We start from the raw sequence: 18,123 nt of genomic DNA, 5'->3' as shown, positions 1-18,123 counted from the left end.
TCTTACTTATTGCTGGCGAATGTCTTCATCATGATGTCCACGAAGAGTGCCGCATTCGCGTCAAAGGCCACTTTGCAATTGGCTTGTTTGGTGCCGCGGTGGTTCTTGTCAACAATTGTACGCCCAACAGTCAGCGCACCCTGTGTTTCAATGTCGACCGGGAACTCTCCCAGCGTAATTACGTCTGGCTGAATGAGGTGCGCGATACAAAGCGCATCATGCACTGGGGCGCTGTGCTCAACATCCATCTTCTGGATCTTGTCGTGAATGCCAATGCGATGGCCTGTACAAGCCGCCATTGCCTTACCAGCAGGCGTGCCCAGCTCATCAAACTGGCGGCATTGTGTTGCTGTCACCAGCGCTTTGTGTGTTGCATCCAGCGGCACCATGGTCAGCTTTTCAAAGCCAGCATTAAAGACTGCATAAGCAGCCTCTGGGTCAGCCCAGATGTTGAATTCCGCAGCAGGGGTCACATTGCCAACATCATGACCACCGCCCATGATCACGACTTCAGGAATGAGGTCCACCAACTTCGGCTCAACAGCCAGCGCTGCGGCAATGTTGGTGAGTGGCGCAACCGGAACCAGCGTGATTGGATCAGTCGCACTGCGGTAAGTCTCTACCAGATACTCAACAGCATGCTGCTTTTGTGCTTTTAAAGCAGTTTCCGGCAGAGGAAGATGCTTGCCGTGGATCTTCTCGGTCAGATCGTTTTTGGTGCGGGGAGTTGGAAAGTCATTTCGTACCAGAGGCTTGTGACAACCAGCGTAAACCGGAATCTCAGGCTTGCCGATATAGTCGAGAACACGCAAGGAATTATCTGTGCAATAATGCAGCTCGGCATTCCCGTTCACAGTGGTTACGCCAATCAGGTCAAGATCTTCATGCAAAGCAGCCAGCATAATGGCAACAGCATCATCCGTGCCCGTGTCCACATCTAGTATCAGTTTTCTTTTCATTATTCGCTCCCGGGAAGCTGATCGCTGCTAACTCTATGGGTGCGCAGCGGCAGCCTGATCTGAAGACGCATCATCGCAATTGATTGAAAACTTGCATGTGATGCGAGAAAAAAGAGATAAGGAACAACAGACTAGATTATTCTTTCCGGGTCAATTAGGTGTGTAATGTAACCGCCGATATATCACAGCTTCATCCCGTTATTTGAAGAGTACACAATGCCTGCAAATCCCATTTTCTCTGAGGACTATTTCCAAGCTCAACAGCGTTTCATGGACCTGGCCAGTCGACTTGGATTTGAGACAGAGATCATCCCGCACCCAACCTTCAAGAGTGAGGAGGGGCCTGTGCAGATGACTGTTGCATTGCAAGGCAAACCAGACAGTGAGCATGTGGTGTTCATCACCTCTGGCGTGCATGGAACGGAACTCACAGCAGGCTCTGGAATTCAGCTGGACTTAATGCAGCGCTATCTGGAGCAGCTGCCAGACAATACAAAAGTGGTCTGGGTGCATGCAGTCAACCCAGCTGGCTGCGCGATTTTCACGCGGACAGATGAGAACAACGTAGACAACAACCGCAACTCCATTAGTTTTGATGGAGACCTCCCTCAAAACCCGGACTATGAGGAGCTGCACACCGCCATTTGTACGCCGCAGATCACGGGCGAGGAGTGGCAGACTGCCAATATCGCAATCAAAGCTTATACGGAAAAGAACGGTGCCGGCGCTCTGACGCAAAAAGTGCTGAAGGGGCAGTACACGGTCCCAATGGGTCTGTTCTATGGTGGGGAGGAAACCTCCTGGTCCACCAAAACCCTGAAGCAGGTCATTGTCTGTTACGGACAAGGCGCAAAGCGTGCAACGATCATTGATCTGCACACTGGTGTTGGTCCCTGCGGCTTCTGTGAGGTGATGGACCTCAGTTCAAAGCCGGGTGAAGAGGCGGAGTGGAGCCTCATTGGTGGTTTCATGTGCGATACTTTGGACAGTTTGGATCTGGTGGTCCCACCAACCAAGCTGATCCTGGAGTTTGGCGCAGTCCCATTTGAACAAGTGCTGGACGCTCATCGCCGAGACAACTGGCTGAAACGCAATCGGGACACTGTCGCCCCAGAGCTGGCCGCCGAAATCAGGCAGGAGCTCAAGGACGCGCTCTTTGTTGATACACAAGAGTGGTGTGAAGCACTTCTGACGCAAAGCCGCGATGTTTTTGAACAATACGTTCTGAAAGCTATTGTCGACGCTTAATGACCGCTCAGGGTGCAATTTCAGTCCCGTCATAGGCCAGGCATTTACCGGTTTGGGACTGATCCACCTTACTGATCAACTCCAGCAACATTGCAGCGGACTGCTTTGGCTGCATCAACTGGCTTTCTTGAATGCCGCGTTGAAACGGTTTTGATAGGGAGCTATCCACCGTGCCCGGATGCACACCAATAATGACCGAGCTTTGATGCGTGCGCTGCATCTCAATCGCAGCGCATCTAATGAGCATGTTAAGGGCTGCTTTTGAGGCCCGGTATGAATACCATCCCCCAAGATAATTATCAGAAATGCTGCCAACGCGCGCTGATATGGCTGCGAAAACAGCCCTCTTGTGCTTGGGTAACAGTGGCAGAAAGTACTTCATGATCATCGCTGGTAAGATCGTGTTCGTGCAATATGTTTCTTCCATTCCGGCGGAGGTGAGGGCGCGGATAGTTTTTTCAGGTTTCGTGGTGGTGCTGTGAAGCTGCCCCGTGGCCACGAAAATCAGATCAAGCCCACCAGCTGCTTTAATTGCATCTGCACTGGCATTGAGCCCTTCTGGATCCTCTAATGAGAAAGTTCGACTTTCAACACGCTCATGGACTGGGATGCGCTCTAAAGAACGGGCAAAACAAAACACAGTCGCCGTGTGATAGCGATCAAGGCATTCATTGACAAAAGCAGAGCCAATCGCGCCGCTGGCACCAAAAACGGCAATCCGTTTGGGAGAAAAGGGCATGACAGGGCCTCTGCAAGCGTTGAAGACGCAAGCAGTGTTCTTGAGGGACACAAAGCCGTCAATTAGCGGAATATGAGAGCCACTCAGGCAATCTGTTTAGATATGATGTATGGAAGAAAATGGCTGGGGATCCTGGACTCGAACCAGGACCGACGGAGTCAGAGTCCGCTGTTCTACCATTAAACTAATCCCCAGCAGAACAGGAGGGAAGTGTTCCCTACCTGGCAGTTGAAGCTTTTAATACGTGAGTAATTGGCTGGGGATCCTGGACTCGAACCAGGACCGACGGAGTCAGAGTCCGCTGTTCTACCATTAAACTAATCCCCAGCAATAACAGCACGTTAGCTACTGCCAACCAACAAAATGAAGCAAGTCGCTCAATTCGTCGGTGAGAGGGCTTTTAGTGTTCGGACCGGACCTTGTCAACTTGGTTCTCGTGAGTTTTAACAAAATCAGTGGGCTAAGCGGATTTCACGCCCTTCTCTTGTGAATAAGGGCATGGCTCTGCGTGTTTATGCGCAAATGTGCTCTGGTTATGGCACGGCTGTATCAACTCCGACCACCGGCGAGCCGATTTGTAAGCCTCTGGAGTTTCCTGCAATTTGAGAGAATTCGTTTAAATTTAGGACTGTACCATTCAAATGGGGCGATTGCTGTTTGCCATGAAACTGTTACAATGTTGCCAACTTAAAATGACTTCAGTCCAGATCGCATTTAGATGCCTCAAGGACTGCACAAAGGCATAGCACTTGAAGAAAACGGGTGAGCGGTCCTCTTCGGATGGAGCGAGAACGCCCGGCGTCCCGGGAAGCTCGAAAAAGGGCAGACGGAAGCAACGCCATAGAAAGCGCCAGGGTGGTGACGCCAAAAATGCGTCTTTGCACCGCGCTGAAGCTGGTCATTCTGCTGGGATTGCGGAAGAGGCCGGCAGTTCTCGTCCTGAAGGCGCCAAGCGGCAGAGGAAAGCACGTCGCGCAAAGCCTAATCGGGCAGAAAGACGTGCGCTCCTAAACCAGAAACTACATGCGCCCGTTGTCAATATTGATCCGGGTGGCACATCAGTAGAAGTTATACAACCTGCTCCTGCACCTAAGGAGGAGGCCAAAACGCATGGGTCAGCGCAGGCCAGACAGTCAGGGCCTGTAGAGCAACAATCTCCGCGTCCTTCTCAAGGCTACAGATCTCGCGAAAATGATGCAAACCGACGCCATCATCATGCGGATACGCGTGGTGATGGGACGCATCGTTTTCCTTCGCGCCACAGGCATCAGGCGACAGGGTCTCAGGAGCTCTACGCAGCTTTGGATCTGGGCACCAATAATTGTCGTTTGTTGATTGCCAGACCAGAGCAGCGCGGGTTTCGCGTTGTCGATGCCTACTCCAAGATTGTACGCTTGGGGGAGGGTGTCGGGCGTAACCGGAAACTCTCCGATGACGCCATTTCACGAGCCATTGAGGCCTTGCAGGTTTGTCAGCAAAAGATTTCCGAGCGCGGCGTTCAGCGGGCTCGGCTCATTGCGACCGAGGCCTGTCGGGCAGCTGAAAATGGTGAGGAGTTTGTCAGCCGCGCAAAGAAAGAGGCAGGGCTGGAGCTTGAGATTGTCAGTCAGGAGACTGAGGCACGCTTAGCCGTTGCAGGGTGTGTTTCTCTGGTCGATCCTGAGGCTGACGGTGTTCTGCTTTTCGATATTGGGGGTGGGTCCTCTGAGATTGTCTGGCTCGATCTGCGCAACAGATATGGTGCGCGTGGGTATGCTCTGACGCGCTTTGTCAGAACATGGACATCTCTACCTCTGGGCGTCGTAAATCTGGCGGAAAGGCACGGCGGCGTGCACGTTACGTCAGATGTTTTTGAAGCCATGGTTGATGATGTCTCGCAGAGATTGGAGAATTTCCCTCTTGGCAATGAACTCTCCCGTGCTATAGAGCGCGGAAATGTCCATATGCTGGGAACATCCGGGACGGTGACCACATTGGCCGGGGTCCACTTGGGTCTTAAGCGCTATGACCGCCGCCGCGTTGATGGAGCATGGATGGAACAGGAAGATGTTTCAGCCATGATTAACCAGCTTTTGAATATGTCCTATCAAGAACGGGTAGAAAACCCTTGTATTGGTGAGGACCGAGCCGATTTGGTGCTAGCAGGTTGCGCAATTTTGGAAGGAATACGCCGCAGATGGCCTTGTCAGCGTTTACGTGTTGCTGACAGAGGACTGCGAGAAGGTATTTTGATGGAGATGATGGCTGCAGACAAAGTCTGGAGCAACTCCAACCATAAGCGCCGGCGCACCCCTAGAAAGGAATATAACAGATGAGCGGCAACTCAAGTGGTCGTGGATCAGGTGACCGGGGCATGTTTCAGCGCGTGAAAACTGCGCGTAAACGGTCCAACTCTTCAACGCTCTGGCTACAACGCCAGCTGAACGATCCGTACGTCCGCCGTGCCAAGGTCGATGGCTATCGCTCCAGGGCGGCCTACAAGCTGATCGAGATCAATGAAAAGCATGAAATCCTGAAGCCGGGTATGCGTGTGGTCGATCTGGGGTGTGCCCCGGGTGGCTGGTCACAGCTAACTGCGCCAATTGTCGGCTCTATGGATGATGAGCCACTGGTGGTCGGGATTGATTATCTTGAAGTTGAACCGATCCCGGGTGTTGTGATCCTTCAAAAAGACTTTCTCGATGATGATGCTCCTGATGAGTTGATGAAAGCGCTCGGCGGGCATCGTCCCGATTTGGTGATGTCAGACATGGCGGCGCCGACAACAGGTCATCGTCAAACAGACCACCTGCGTACGACTTATTTGTTCGAGATCGCGATCGATTTTGCTCGTCAGAACCTGAACGAAGGCGGCGCATTCCTGTCTAAGGTATTCGCTGGAGGCGCTGAGGCAAAGCTGCTTCAGGATCTGAAGAAGGAATTTAAGTCGGTGGTGCATATCAAACCACCAGCGAGCCGCAAAGGTAGCCCTGAGATGTTCATTCTCGCCAAGGGCTACAGAGGGTCTAAATAGTTTTCAGAAAGGCTGGTTTCGACCAGCCTTTTTTAATGATGCAAATGTGCCTGTTCATCCACTTTGTTCTTTCCAAGATTGACGGGTAGAAACCAGAAAAACAGAACAGGCAGCAATGCAAACAGACCAGTGCAAACGGAAAGCCAGATAAAATCAGGCCCGGTGAGCATAGGCTCCTCTGTGATATTCTGCCGAACATGCAAAATGGCTGCAGCAAAACCAACCGCCAGTGAAATGGACAGTTGCTGAACCAGCCCTGCAAAGCTCACACCCTGATTAACAAGACATCTGGTCAGATCTGCATAGCTTGCTGTGTTAGCAGATGTGAACACAAGGCTTCGTGTGAAGCCTGTGAGCAGGATGAGGAGCGTGACTGCTGCAAGTGACTTGGTAAGCCAGACAAAGCCCACAGCCAGCGTTAAAACGGAAAGAACAATAGTGCAGGGCAGCAGGACGCCGCGAAAGCCGAATGTTTTGATCAATCGGTGAGCGACCACGCGTGAAAGCAGGGCACCGATGGCAGCAGCCCCCATGAGAAGGCCGGTTGTCAAGCTATCTAAGCCCATAGGGATTTGCAGGATGAGTGGCATCACAAACGCAAAGGAAGCGACGCCGATGCGCAATGGGACAGCTGCATAGGTCGAGACACGGTAGCTGAGATTTGCGAAGAGCTTCAGGTCAATCACTGGATGGAGAGCACGCCGCGCATGCCAAATAAAGATCAGGGCGAATGATAAACTTGCCGCAAAAAGGCCAAGGGGAATAAATGCATCGCCCGTGATCTTCGTTAGACTAGCAATCCCAGCCAGGAGTGATGCGGCAGTACTTCCGAGCAGAATGAACCCCGGAAAATCGAAGGGCACTTTGTTCTTCCGCCTGTAATCGCGAAAATAAAAGCTGCTCATTGCGCCAACGGCAATGCAAACCGGCACATTGATCAAAAAGATCCAGCGCCAATTGAGGTAGTGCACAATGATGCCGCCCAGAAAGGGGCCAAAGGCAATTCCGAATGCAGCGGGCGTGACGACCCAAACCATCGCTTGCACAAGGTTCTTCGTGCCTGCCATGCGGATGACTGTCAGGCGTCCAATCGGCATCAAAAAGGCTCCGGCAAACCCCTGAATTGCCCGGGCAATCAAAAGATGGGTCAGATTGCCTGAAAGGGCGCAAGCCACCGACATGCTCATAAACAGGAGCGCTGCACCAACGAACAATCGTTTTGAGCCGAAGCGGTCAGCTGCCCAGCCTGAAATGGGAATAAACACCGCCAATGTGAGCTGATAGAGCGATATGGTCATATGCAACGAAAGTGGATTGATTTTCAGGTCGCGGGCGATAGTGGGGATCGCAACTCCAAGCACTGTGGCGTCCAGCTGCACCAGCAAAAGCGTCATGCCAACGATCACAGTCGTCATGCGGAGGCGGTGCGGCATACTCGGAGCTTTCCGGTCTGAAATCACTCAGGGGTGTCTGTTGAGGCCTCTGAGTATCTCTGAAGGTGTCTGTCCTAGAAAGCTGACCCTAAAGGAACTCGGTCTACCAACACTCATCGGTGATACTGGCAATTTAGTAAAATCAATGGGGTGAGGCTCAAATATGCGATCCACGGCCTGAAATTGATAAATGCCCCTTTTCAAATCGCAAAAGCCGTGGTAGTGACCCGCGTCAACTTCTCTATCTTTTCAGACAACTCTGCAGTCAAATCCACTTGAGCAGGGAGTGGGTCAGGGCGGTCTATATTCATCCGAAGGGAACTTGGCAATGCCTACATTTTACGAACCATCTTCAGGTCACGAAGCGCTGACTTTTGATGATGTTCTGCTCCTTCCAGGGCATTCTGAGATCATGCCAGCGCAGGTCGAACTGCACTCGCGAATCTCTCGCAATCTTCAATTGCATTTGCCTATCCTCTCTTCCGCAATGGACACAGTGACAGAAGCGCGCCTGGCGATTGCTATGGCGCAGGCTGGTGGCCTCGGTATCATCCACAAGAACATGACACCAGAGCGTCAGGCTGAAGAAGTCCGTCAGGTGAAGAAGTTCGAGAGCGGCATGGTCGTCAATCCATTGGTGATTGGTCCCGATGCAACTCTGGAAGACGCTCTCAATCTGATGGAAGCGCACAAGATCTCCGGTGTGCCAGTGGTTGAAAACGGTGGTCGCGGCGGCACTGCCACAGGTCGCCTCGTTGGTATTCTGACCAACCGCGACGTACGCTTTGCCTCAAACCCTGAGCAGCTGGTCTGTGAGCTGATGACCCGCGACAACCTGATCACAGTGCGCGATAACGTTCGTCAGGATGAAGCCAAGCGTCTGTTGCACCAACACCGTATCGAAAAGCTTCTGGTGGTTGATGAGAACCAGTATTGCGTTGGTCTTATTACTGTAAAAGACATGGAAAAGGCGCAGCTCAACCCGAATGCATCCAAGGATGTGCAGGGCCGCCTTCTGTCTGGCGCAGCAACCAGCGTGGGTGAAGATGGCATGCGCCGCGCTGAGGCCCTGATTGAGGCCGATGTGGACCTTCTGGTCGTCGACACAGCGCACGGCCATTCGCAAGCCGTGATCGATCAGGTAGCTGCAATCAAGACGCGCTTCCCGAGCGTGGAGCTGGTGGCTGGCAACGTAGCAACTCCAGCTGCAACAAAAGCGCTGATTGAAGCTGGCGCGGACGCCGTGAAGGTGGGTATCGGACCGGGTTCTATCTGTACAACACGCATTGTTGCTGGTGTCGGCGTTCCTCAGCTCACAGCGATCCTGGATTGTGCAGCCGAAGCTGCTAAGGCGGATGTGCCCATCATCGCAGATGGTGGCATCAAGTTCTCCGGTGACATGGCAAAAGCATTCGCAGCGGGCGCTGGCTCCTGCATGGTGGGTTCTCTGCTGGCTGGTACCGAAGAAAGCCCGGGCGAGGTTTACCTGCATCAAGGGCGTTCCTATAAAGCCTATCGTGGTATGGGCTCTGTCGGCGCAATGGCGCGTGGTTCTGCAGATCGATACTTCCAGGCAGAGGTCTCTGATAAGCTGAAGCTGGTTCCAGAAGGCATTGAAGGACAGGTGCCTTACAAAGGGCCGCTCTCTTCCGTTCTGCACCAGCTAGCGGGCGGTGTCCGCGCGTCCATGGGCTACGTCGGCGCACCAAACCTGCCGGAGTACAAAGACCGCGCAACCTTCGTCCGCATCTCCGGCGCCTCCCTTCGCGAAAGCCACGCCCACGACGTCACGATTACAAGAGAGAGCCCGAATTATCCCGGCGCTGTTTGATGGGTTTACACTAAGTTATCTCTTCTTTTAATTTCAATGGCTTGCGGTTATTTCGAGTTATATCGAAATGCCGCAAGTTTTAATGGTCATATGACTAGCGTATGATTTATTTTTCGTGTTCATATAGGGGTGTGTGATTTAAGGCATCTCCATGGCAACGCGGCTCACCAATTCAGATCTCAAAAATTTTAAGTATGAAGGCAAACGTATCCGGCTCTCCGACTCCGTAGAGGAGGGGCTGCTCGTCACAGTTGGCGCAAAGAAAAAAACCTTTTCGGTTTACGTCAAAGTTGCAGGTCAGCGCCTGTATGAGACGCTGGGGTATTTCCCAGAACTCAGTGTTGATGAAGCGCGTGAGAAAGTGCGCAAAATGAAAAAACGCTATGCGCGAGGGGTTAATACATATCGAGACCCTGGATGAGCTTGCTCAGATTTACTTCAAGCGCAGAGAGGGGGAGGTCGCAGACACTACCCTGGCAAAGTACAAATCTGATTGGAAAAACAAATTTAAGGACTGGCACAACTTAAGCCCGGCAGCGTTGACGGTCGATAGGTGTCGCATGAAGTTTGGGCTGCTTTCTGAGAAGCATGGCCCGATCGCAGCAAATACTGCAGCGATCACAAGCCAGGTAATAATCAACTGGTCAATCTCCCAGGGTTTGCTCCCTCTTTCGTTTGCTAATCCTCGGCTCTACGTAACGAGGAATCCTCGTAAGCCGCGAACACGGTTTATGAGTTCTAAGGAGCTGAGCAAGTATTGGAATGGGCTGGAAGAGGTTCAGGCCGGTGGGCGGCATTGGATCATGGGTCTCCATGCTCTACGTTATCTTCTGATGACTGGCCGAAGAAAGTAAGAGATGCTCAGTCTGCGCTGGGACCAGCTTGACTTGGAAATGGGGGCGGTGTCACAGCCAGCGAAGACTGGGGAGAAGACATTTCGACTTGCTCAAGAAGTGGTCGATCACCTGAAAAGTATCCCTCCGGTAAAAAGCTGTGATTATGTTTTTGCCTCTTTTGGTAAGGAGAACACAGCCGTAAATGAGCAAACTCTCTATGGTGCATATAATGATGTGTGCAAGAAGGCTGGCATTTCTGACTTGAAAGTCCATGACCTGCGCCGCACCGTTGGATCTCATCTGCGTTTGAGTGGGGTTGATCTGGCTGATATCGTGGATATCTTAGGGCATTCTGACTTAACGACAACGCGGCGACACTATGAGCACCTCGATAGCGCGCGACATAGAGACAAGGCAGAGATTGTAGTAGCATTGATGCGAAAAAATAAAGTTTCACTCTGATAGGGCTAAAGCCGGACCTTCGATCGCTTCCAACATGGGTTGAGATACCTTCACCCAAAGGCTTCTTCAGTAGCTCTTATGTGCGATCTAGAATTACCCAACGTGACCAATACCGGCCATTCACCCCAATTCTAAGTGCCTCTAGCCTGCTCGTGACTTCAACCAGAGGTCGATTTTGGTCAGCCTGTTACTGAGTGATCATTGCCGCGATATTCGACCAACCTCAACAAGAATGAGGGTTCAACTTCAAGTTGGTTTCTTTTAGTTTGCCGCAAAGGGGCAGACTGCAGAATTCACTATATTTGTGTCTTTCTAGCTTGTGCTGGCTATCAAGCAAACGAAACTACACCGCACGAAGTTACGCACTGCAATCGCCTGACAGAGAATGCGTGATATTTTAGCGATTTGGTTTTGCTACCTGAATATTTACAACAATTGCTCATATATCTAACTAGGAAAAAATCTTGTAAATAAATACAATTGTATTTATAATCTGAGGCAGCTCATAAAATGCTAGCGTTGTTGTGTTCCAATCGCGTTCCGCTACTGCAGCTAACTAGGAGAACTATTTTTTTGCAAAAAGTGATCCAGTTATTTTGCGTATGCCTCCATACCAACATTGGAAGTGGCGTAGTCCACCTGTTCTGGTTGATAAGTTGCCATGGGCGACACTGAAAGCACACATTGGAACAGGAAGCCAAAGGACTGAATTGCACCGAAATAATAAATACAGTCGTATTTCACTTCATTTCGCTCATTCACAAGTTACTATTGAGAGGGAGAGAAAGATGTTGGTTGATCGTTGGTTTGTCACAGTACTTGCTAGCATTGGTGCTATTGGAGGAATTTGCCTTCTCAAGCTAGCTCAGAATGCTGAGGTAATTTCGGACTATCTCATTCCATTATTCCTGTCGCATTAAGTTACGAGCATTCGCCTCCTTATGGGAAAATCGCAATTAATTCAATCTCTTGATGATGGCAAAGGGTCTACCCCTAAAAAATAGCTATAAAAAATTTCTTGCTTATAAATACAGTTGTATTTATAAGATTAAGTTAGCTTGCAAGGAAAAAGCGTTATCGCGCTCCAATCGCGTTTCGCTACAGCAGCTAACTTGGAGAACGATACACTGCAAACTTGATCCAGGTAACTTGCGTCACCTCCACCCCCAACACTGGAGGTGACGCATCCCACAAGACCTGATTGGCAAGGTGCCAGCAGGCAGCGCAATAAGCGGAAAATTGAGCTGAAATTAAGAAAACCGATTGCGCCGAAATAATAAATACATTTGTATTTCACTTCATTTCACTTCATTTCGCTCATTCGCAAGACAGCATTGAGAAAGAGAGAAAGATGGTAGTTGTTCGCTGGTTTATCGCATTACTAGCTATCACTGGTGTCATTGGAGGACTTGGTTACGTCAAGTTCACCCAGGTTTCAGAGGCCATCGCCCAGGCCGCTTTGATCCCCGAACACACCGAGACAACAGAAGCGTTTTCTCCCAAAACCGTCAAGTACGCTCCCCAAATTCAGGTTATTGGCGAAGTTATCGCCCCTGAGCAGGTTGAGCTCAGAACAGAGATCTCCGGCCGCATTGTGCAGCTTGGGTTTCAACCCGGAGATCCTGTTGCAGAAGATCAGCTCCTTGTACAGATGGATGTTTCAGAGGAAATCGCACAGCTTGCTGCAACTGAAGCAGATGAGAAACTGGCTGCAATAAAGTTTGAAAGAGCCAAAAAGCTGCGCTCCACCGGAAGCGGTAGTCAAAGTACATTGGACAATGCCCAGGCTTTGCTGGAAACGGCAAAGGCTCAGGTGGCTCAGATAAAAAGTCGGATCCAGAAAAAGACTATTCGTGCCCCATTTGCCGGAAAAACCAACACCAGCACTTTGTCACTGGGACAGATCCTTGGAGCCAATGAACTGATCACACAGATTGTTGGACAAACCGATCGTGTTTGGGTGGATTTCAAGCTGCCTCAGCATCACATGGAACTTGGCGCTGGAGCAGGTGTAACTGTGATCGGACAGAAAGGTAAGCAGATCACTGCGACCATCATACATCGTGATGCCACTATCTCCACTACGACAAGAACAAGAACTCATCGCGCAGAAGTCTTCGCGCAACATTTGGGCATGGCCCATGGCGCCTTTGTTGAACTGATGGTTCCCGTTGCTCGGGATAAAGACTACCTGTCCCTTCCTGTCACCGCCGTGCAGACAGATGGCTACGGCCAGTTTGTGTATATCCTGCATCCTGATGAGCAGGAGGGAGCCTATCGTGCAGAACGGCGTGATGTCAGCCACCTGTTTTATCTAGGTGAGAGCGTTCTGGTAGATCAGGGGCTTACATCAAATGAGCTGGTTGCAACAAACGGGGCCTTCAAGCTGGCACCGGGCGTTCTTGTTTACCTGTCGTCCCCTTCGGACACTCCGCAGCAGATCTCATCTGCAACCTACCAATAACTCCCAGGAGTGCTTCGTGGAAATTTTTGTTCGCAAACCAGTCCTTTCAATCGTGATCTCGCTGTTGTGTGTTCTGCTTGGACTCGCTTCAGCTTTACGGTTACCAGTTGTGCTGTTCCCGGTTATTGAAAGCTCTGCAATCGAAATCACCACCCGCTACACCGGCCTTGCGGCAAATGTTGTTCAGGGGTTTGTAACAGAACCAATCGAACGCGCCGCCATGAGTGTACCGGGCGTTGATTATGTAGATTCCAAAACCATCGCTGGACAAAGTACCGTTACAGCCTGGCTTAAAATTAATGAAGATCGTACTGTTGCCCTGTCAGAACTCACAGCAAACCTCAATCAGGTTCGCTCAGAACTGCCTGCAAATGCAGAAGAACCAGTCATCTCGCTCTTGCGGGCTGATCGCCCTTTTGCATCCTTCTATCTTGATGTTTCCTCACAGTATTGGGATCGTTTTGAGATAACCGACTATCTGTCCCGAAACGTCATCCCGGTTCTGTCATCAATCAAAGATGTTCAGCGGGTTAAGATTGAAGGAGGCCGAGAACCAGCTCTGAGAATATGGATCAATCAGGCCCGTTTGGCCGGATACAATCTGTCTTCCAGTGATCTGGTTGCAGCTCTTGCTGCCAACAACGTGGTTGCCGCCATTGGTGATGTGGAAGGTGATATGCTGCGCCTTAACATCATCGCTAACTCAAATCTCAAATTGGCCAGTGAGTTTGAGAACCTAGCCATAAAGGACCTTGGCGGTTATACGCTCAAGCTTAAAGACATTGCAGTTGTTGAACTTGGTGAGCGGCCCGGCGTTGTTGATGCCCGTTCCAATATTGAGGAGCGTGTTTTCCTTTCCGTTTGGCCGCTTCCGGGAGCAAATGAGATTGCCATTGGCGATGCACTTTATGAACAGCTGGAGGAACTGAACGCTGGTTTCCCTCACGGCTTGAAGGTCGACATTGCATTCGATGGTACGCTTGCAATGCGTGACTCGCTGTTTGAAATCGTCAAAACCCTTGGTGAAACTGTTGTTCTGGTTGGCTTTGTTGTGCTCATCCTGATGGGCTCATTCAGAGCTGCACTGGTGCCGCTCTCTGCTATTCCAATTTCATTGCTTGGCGCGGTTGCCGTCATGAACCTACTTGGGTTTACCTTGAACATTCTCACCATTCTGGCAATCGTACTGTCTGTGGGCCTTGTGGTTGATGACGCGATTGTCGTGGTTGAAAATGTCACGCGCCATCGACAGGCAGGCCTGTCAAAGTTTCAGGCGGCACTGCAAAGTTCAAAGGAGCTGTTTTCACCTGTCATCGCAATGTGCTTTACGCTTGCCAGCGTGTTTCTGCCCATCGGATTTGTGTCCGGGCTGTCTGGCAGCCTGTTCCGGGAATTTGCGTTCACCATGGCTGCTGCGGTGCTCATTTCCGGTATGTTCGCGGTCACGCTGTCCCCGATCATGAGCGCACACGTTGCAAGTGGTCGCGGCAAGGAAACTCGGTTTGCCGCCTCCATCAGCTCACTCTTTCAGCGCGCCAGTCACGCCTATGGCAATCTTCTTTTGAAGATGCTGGGTTGGCGTGCCCAAATACTGACATTCAGTTTTGTTTTTGCGCTCTTGATTGTGCCGTTCTACATGTTCTCAGCCAAAGAGCTGGCACCCATAGAAGACCAGGGAAGTATCAACTTCATCGTTGAAGCGCCTCCAGGTGGAACCCTCAGTGCTGTTGTTGACAACATAAAACCGGCAATCAAGGCATCCCAAAGCATTGAAGGAGGTGAAAACGTCTGGCAGATACTGACAGCCAGCAGTGGTTTTGGTGGTATCACACTCATCGACTTCTTCGAGCGGGAGCAGAGTGCTCAGGAGATGATGCCTGAGCTGTATTATCGGTTCTCAGAGGTAGCAGGACTGCGCGTTTTGCCGCTCCTGACCCCATCACTGCCAACTGCTGGGCAGTTCGATGTGGAGCTGGTGGTAACTGGCCCTGAAACCTATGAGGAGATGCTAAACCACGGATATGCATTGGTTGAGGCAGCCTATATGAGTGGCATGTTTATGTATGCCGATACCGATCTGAAGATTGACCGGCCACTCGTACATCTGAAGCTTGATCATACCAGAATTGCTGATCTTGGTCTTACGTCAAAAGATGTCAGCGACCAGCTGTCTTTCATGTTATCAGAGCAATATCTCAACCGGTTTGATGCCGATGGCAAGGCCTATGTTGTTGTACCCATGGTGAGCAAGGAAGCAAGGGATACCCCTGACCAGATCATGAATCTGCAAATCAAGGTGCCAGACAACACCTATATTCCGTTGTCTTCTATTGCGTCTATCGAGGTCAAAGCCGCACCGCGTTCTCTGGGCAAGTTCAATCAGCAGCGATCCTTCAGGATTCTGGGATCAGTTGTCCCGGGCATCACCAACGCACAGGCGCTGGAATTCCTGGAAGACAAGGCCAGAGAAATTCTGCCTGCCAGCTATACGCTCGATCATGCGGGTATCTCTCGGCAAATCAAGCAGGAAGGCAACAGCCTGATGTATGTTCTTCTGGCATCAATTGCAGTTGTCTATCTGGCACTGAGTGTTCAGTTCAACAGCTTCAGAACACCGCTCATTGTTGTTGTGGGCTCAGCCCCACTGGCTTTGTCGGCAGCGCTTGTCTTCACGTTTTTGGGGTTCACCTCCGTGAACATCTACTCCCAGATTGGCGTCATCACGCTCGTTGGGTTGGTGGCGAAGAATGCAATTCTGATTGTTGAGTTCGCCAATGTGCTTGTGGAAGAGGGCAAGGATAATACAACTGCTATCATCGAGTCTGCAAAGACCAGACTGCGCCCGGTCATGATGACCACCTGCGCAACTGTGTTCGGACACTTCCCGCTGGTGCTGGTGAGTGGCCCCGGAGCCGAAGCCCGCAACAGCATCGGGATCATTCTGGTTGCCGGTATGCTCATCGGGACAATGTTCACACTGATAACACTGCCCTACATCTATCTCCTGTTCGCCCCGAAAAAAGCAACAGAACCAAGTATCGAGATGGATGAACTTCCAGCTATCTAGGCCATTCAGGATGGGGTGTTACCGTCAAACGCCCCATCCAGATCTTCCCAAACCTCTGCCCATTTCTCATCTGAGAGCGGAGCCAATTGCATCGAGTGCATAATTATCATTGCTTCATTCACAAGCAGACGTAACCGATTTTGCCGCTTGTCGCCAACTTCAGCATCTGCAAGTTTCAGTTTATCTTCCATCCAGATATGAGATGCTAGGAGCTGCTCGTGCGTTTGCATCGTCAATATCATCATTGCGGACATTTGCTCGGGCTGATGTTGGTGCTGCAATCGGGTGGCTGCGAGGAAAACATTCAGTTCGCTCATACGATTGTTGCAACGAGAACGAACTTCTCTTTTGTAGCGCTCCAAGTCCTCATCCCATCGCACAAACAACGCATCAATCAACTGTGCACGTGACCCGAAATTGGATTGAATACCTCCTCGCGACACCTCAGCTTCTGCTGCAACTGACCCAATTGAGAGCGCGTGAGCTCCCTGTTTTTGAATAACTCTCTCAGCAGCATTCAGAAGTTCATTCTTATCAAGCTTTTGATAGCGGGGCATACTTGTCTCAACCAATAAAACAGCTCTTAGGATTCCAGATATATGCACCAGATTGAGGCATAAAGCAAAAGCGGAATAACTTGACAAAACAAGAGCAACATCATCCCCTTTGCTCGTTTTTCATACATCCACCAGTGATACATGCATCTAAGAGACGTAGCTAAAGACTACACACAAAAGCACCAAAAACATTTTGCAAGAGGACTACCTCAACCCTAGATGGAACTGCTCGAATGACCGGTGTTGGCCCGATATTCTAGCCATTCCTGACACGTTGCGCGTGACCAATAACGGACATTTGTGAATATCGCTAACTGCGGCCACAACTGAAACTCTGCAACTAACAGTATGGTGTGTTGACAACAAGGGCGATGTTCAGGATAGGTGATGAAGTGTACGCCCTCAACGCATCTTAAGGAACCTTGGCCATGACAGGATTGCTGGATCACGGGAGCCTCAAGTTCCTTGACCTGCTYAGCCCAAAGGTCGAGGCCGCTTTTGCAGCTGTCGAGCAGTGCCACACCTATCAGGACGGCCGCACGATCTTCTCGACCGGTGATGATGGTGATCGCCTGCTCATTGTGCGTTCAGGTGCAGTTAGAATGGGGCGTTTCAGCCCCAGTGGCCGAGAAACAATTCTTGCAGTGCTTGGTGAGGGCCACTTCATTGGCATCATAGGCGTGCTGACCGGCCGCAAGCGGACGCAAAATGCTACAGCAGTTGGTAAAACGACAATTGGCTATGTTCACAAAGCTGACTTTCTGACGTTAATGGACGCCCATCCCGAAATCGCCCGCGCAGCTTTGCCAGCGACGTTAAGCCGTTTGAATGTGGCGCTGAACATGCTTGACGATCTGCGTTTGCTGCCTTTGCCCGCTTATACAGCGGTGTTCTTGCAGAATATGCTCGAAGCTTCAGAAGTGCCAGGGATGCTCAACTGGAACCAGTCTGAGTTGGCTATTGCTGTAGGCACCTCACGTGTTTCTATGGGTAAAGCGCTCAAACAGCTGGAAAAAAATGGCCTGATCGTACTGAAGTATGGCGCAATTGCCGTGCCTGACGAGCAAGCCCTGTCAGACTGGATTGATGCCGCCAGAGCCGAGCATTTGTCTCTCTGAGGTCTGCTCGCTCATGCCGTGTGCACAAATCTGAGTAAATAGCCAGATTGCTAAGTTCTTAGCATTCTTTGCGCTGCCGACTACGTACAATCCCTCTGTATTTTCATCCCATTGATATTCAAGTGTCAGCAATTTGACCGCTGCCGCCGGTATCGGCGTGCCGTCTGGCGAATGATTGGGAAGAAAGATCTGTAGCGATTTAGCTTAGGGCGTTTAACTGACGATCGTTCCTGAGCAGRTCACCGATAAGTTCCGCGTCATTTCACGTCAAAACGATCAGGTTTTGAAGTGAGATGGGTACATCAAAGATTTTGAACCAAGAGTTCTGATATCCGTATGACGACTTCCCCTACGAGAACATGTTTTGAGCACTTTCTGAACCATCTGCGGCGCGGT

The 18,123-nt window shown here is 50.8% G+C and carries 13 protein-coding genes and 2 tRNA genes; 9 read left to right on the top strand and 6 right to left on the bottom strand.

From position 1 onward, the window contains the following. Positions 1 to 2: 2 nt before the first annotated feature. The gene (locus DHN43_RS01555; protein WP_108817511.1) at positions 3 to 959 is read right to left on the bottom strand and encodes a nucleoside hydrolase; all 957 of its coding nucleotides are present in this window, start codon (positions 957 to 959) and stop codon (positions 3 to 5) included. A 216-nt stretch (positions 960 to 1,175) separates the two neighbouring features. Between DHN43_RS01555 and DHN43_RS01550 the strand changes: the two genes are divergently transcribed. Beyond that, complete coding sequence (locus tag DHN43_RS01550; protein ID WP_108817510.1) at positions 1,176 to 2,207, top strand: DUF2817 domain-containing protein; 1,032 nt, start codon at positions 1,176 to 1,178, stop codon at positions 2,205 to 2,207. A 7-nt stretch (positions 2,208 to 2,214) separates the two neighbouring features. Here DHN43_RS01550 and DHN43_RS01545 read toward each other — a convergent pair whose 3' ends face one another. The 3 genes from DHN43_RS01545 to DHN43_RS01535 form a co-directional block, all read right to left on the bottom strand. After that, positions 2,215 to 2,946 carry an SDR family NAD(P)-dependent oxidoreductase gene (locus DHN43_RS01545; RefSeq protein ID WP_108817509.1) on the bottom strand — a complete coding sequence of 244 codons (732 nt, stop codon included), beginning with the start codon at positions 2,944 to 2,946 and terminating at the stop codon, positions 2,215 to 2,217. Between the two features lie 120 nt (positions 2,947 to 3,066). Continuing rightward, positions 3,067 to 3,140, bottom strand: a tRNA-Gln gene (locus tag DHN43_RS01540). 59 nt (positions 3,141 to 3,199) lie between these two features. Continuing rightward, positions 3,200 to 3,273, bottom strand: a tRNA-Gln gene (locus tag DHN43_RS01535). A 551-nt stretch (positions 3,274 to 3,824) separates the two neighbouring features. Here DHN43_RS01535 and DHN43_RS01530 point away from each other — a divergent pair. Together DHN43_RS01530 and DHN43_RS01525 are read left to right on the top strand one after the other, a co-directional pair. Next, positions 3,825 to 5,261, top strand: coding sequence for a Ppx/GppA phosphatase family protein (locus tag DHN43_RS01530; RefSeq protein ID WP_108817508.1), 1,437 nt, complete (start codon positions 3,825 to 3,827; stop codon positions 5,259 to 5,261). Beyond that, on the top strand, positions 5,258 to 5,959 hold the full coding sequence (locus DHN43_RS01525; protein WP_057466074.1) for an RlmE family RNA methyltransferase: 702 nt from the start codon (positions 5,258 to 5,260) through the stop codon (positions 5,957 to 5,959). Before DHN43_RS01530 ends, DHN43_RS01525 begins: the two co-directional genes overlap by 4 nt. Before the next feature lie 32 nt (positions 5,960 to 5,991). On the opposite strand, the gene DHN43_RS01520 is transcribed toward DHN43_RS01525, so the two are convergent. Then, entirely contained in the window at positions 5,992 to 7,392 is a 1,401-nt protein-coding gene (locus DHN43_RS01520) for an MFS transporter (protein WP_108817507.1), read from the bottom strand. 328 nt (positions 7,393 to 7,720) lie between these two features. Between DHN43_RS01520 and guaB the strand changes: the two genes are divergently transcribed. From guaB to DHN43_RS01490, 5 genes are all read left to right on the top strand, one after another. Further along, positions 7,721 to 9,223: an IMP dehydrogenase gene (gene guaB / locus DHN43_RS01515; RefSeq protein WP_108817506.1), complete on the top strand. Its 1,503-nt coding sequence runs from the start codon at positions 7,721 to 7,723 to the stop codon at positions 9,221 to 9,223. A 151-nt stretch (positions 9,224 to 9,374) separates the two neighbouring features. Further along, positions 9,375 to 9,644, top strand: a complete 270-nt coding sequence (locus DHN43_RS01510) for an Arm DNA-binding domain-containing protein (RefSeq protein WP_108817505.1) — start codon at positions 9,375 to 9,377, stop codon at positions 9,642 to 9,644. A 436-nt stretch (positions 9,645 to 10,080) separates the two neighbouring features. After that, on the top strand, positions 10,081 to 10,521 hold the full coding sequence (locus DHN43_RS01500) for a site-specific integrase (RefSeq protein ID WP_108817503.1): 441 nt from the start codon (positions 10,081 to 10,083) through the stop codon (positions 10,519 to 10,521). Between the two features lie 1,351 nt (positions 10,522 to 11,872). Beyond that, positions 11,873 to 12,985, top strand: coding sequence for an efflux RND transporter periplasmic adaptor subunit (locus DHN43_RS01495; protein WP_108817502.1), 1,113 nt, complete (start codon positions 11,873 to 11,875; stop codon positions 12,983 to 12,985). A gap of 16 nt (positions 12,986 to 13,001) precedes the next feature. After that, positions 13,002 to 16,052, top strand: a complete 3,051-nt coding sequence (locus DHN43_RS01490) for an efflux RND transporter permease subunit (protein WP_108817501.1) — start codon at positions 13,002 to 13,004, stop codon at positions 16,050 to 16,052. Positions 16,053 to 16,057: 5 nt separating this feature from the next. Here the strand turns inward: DHN43_RS01490 and DHN43_RS01485 are convergent, their stop codons facing one another. Next, complete coding sequence (locus DHN43_RS01485; protein WP_108817500.1) at positions 16,058 to 16,609, bottom strand: TetR/AcrR family transcriptional regulator; 552 nt, start codon at positions 16,607 to 16,609, stop codon at positions 16,058 to 16,060. Positions 16,610 to 17,037: 428 nt separating this feature from the next. Here DHN43_RS01485 and DHN43_RS01480 point away from each other — a divergent pair, with 428 nt between their 5' ends. Further along, positions 17,038 to 17,727, top strand: coding sequence for a Crp/Fnr family transcriptional regulator (locus DHN43_RS01480; RefSeq protein WP_108817499.1), 690 nt, complete (start codon positions 17,038 to 17,040; stop codon positions 17,725 to 17,727). The last annotated feature ends 396 nt before the right edge of the window (positions 17,728 to 18,123 follow it).

The sequence above is a fragment of the Pseudovibrio sp. Alg231-02 genome, from assembly GCF_900143565.1.
Lineage (GTDB): Bacteria > Pseudomonadota > Alphaproteobacteria > Rhizobiales > Stappiaceae > Pseudovibrio.
Note: the sequence above shows the minus strand (reverse complement) of the source record. Positions and strands in the feature narration are given on the sequence as shown.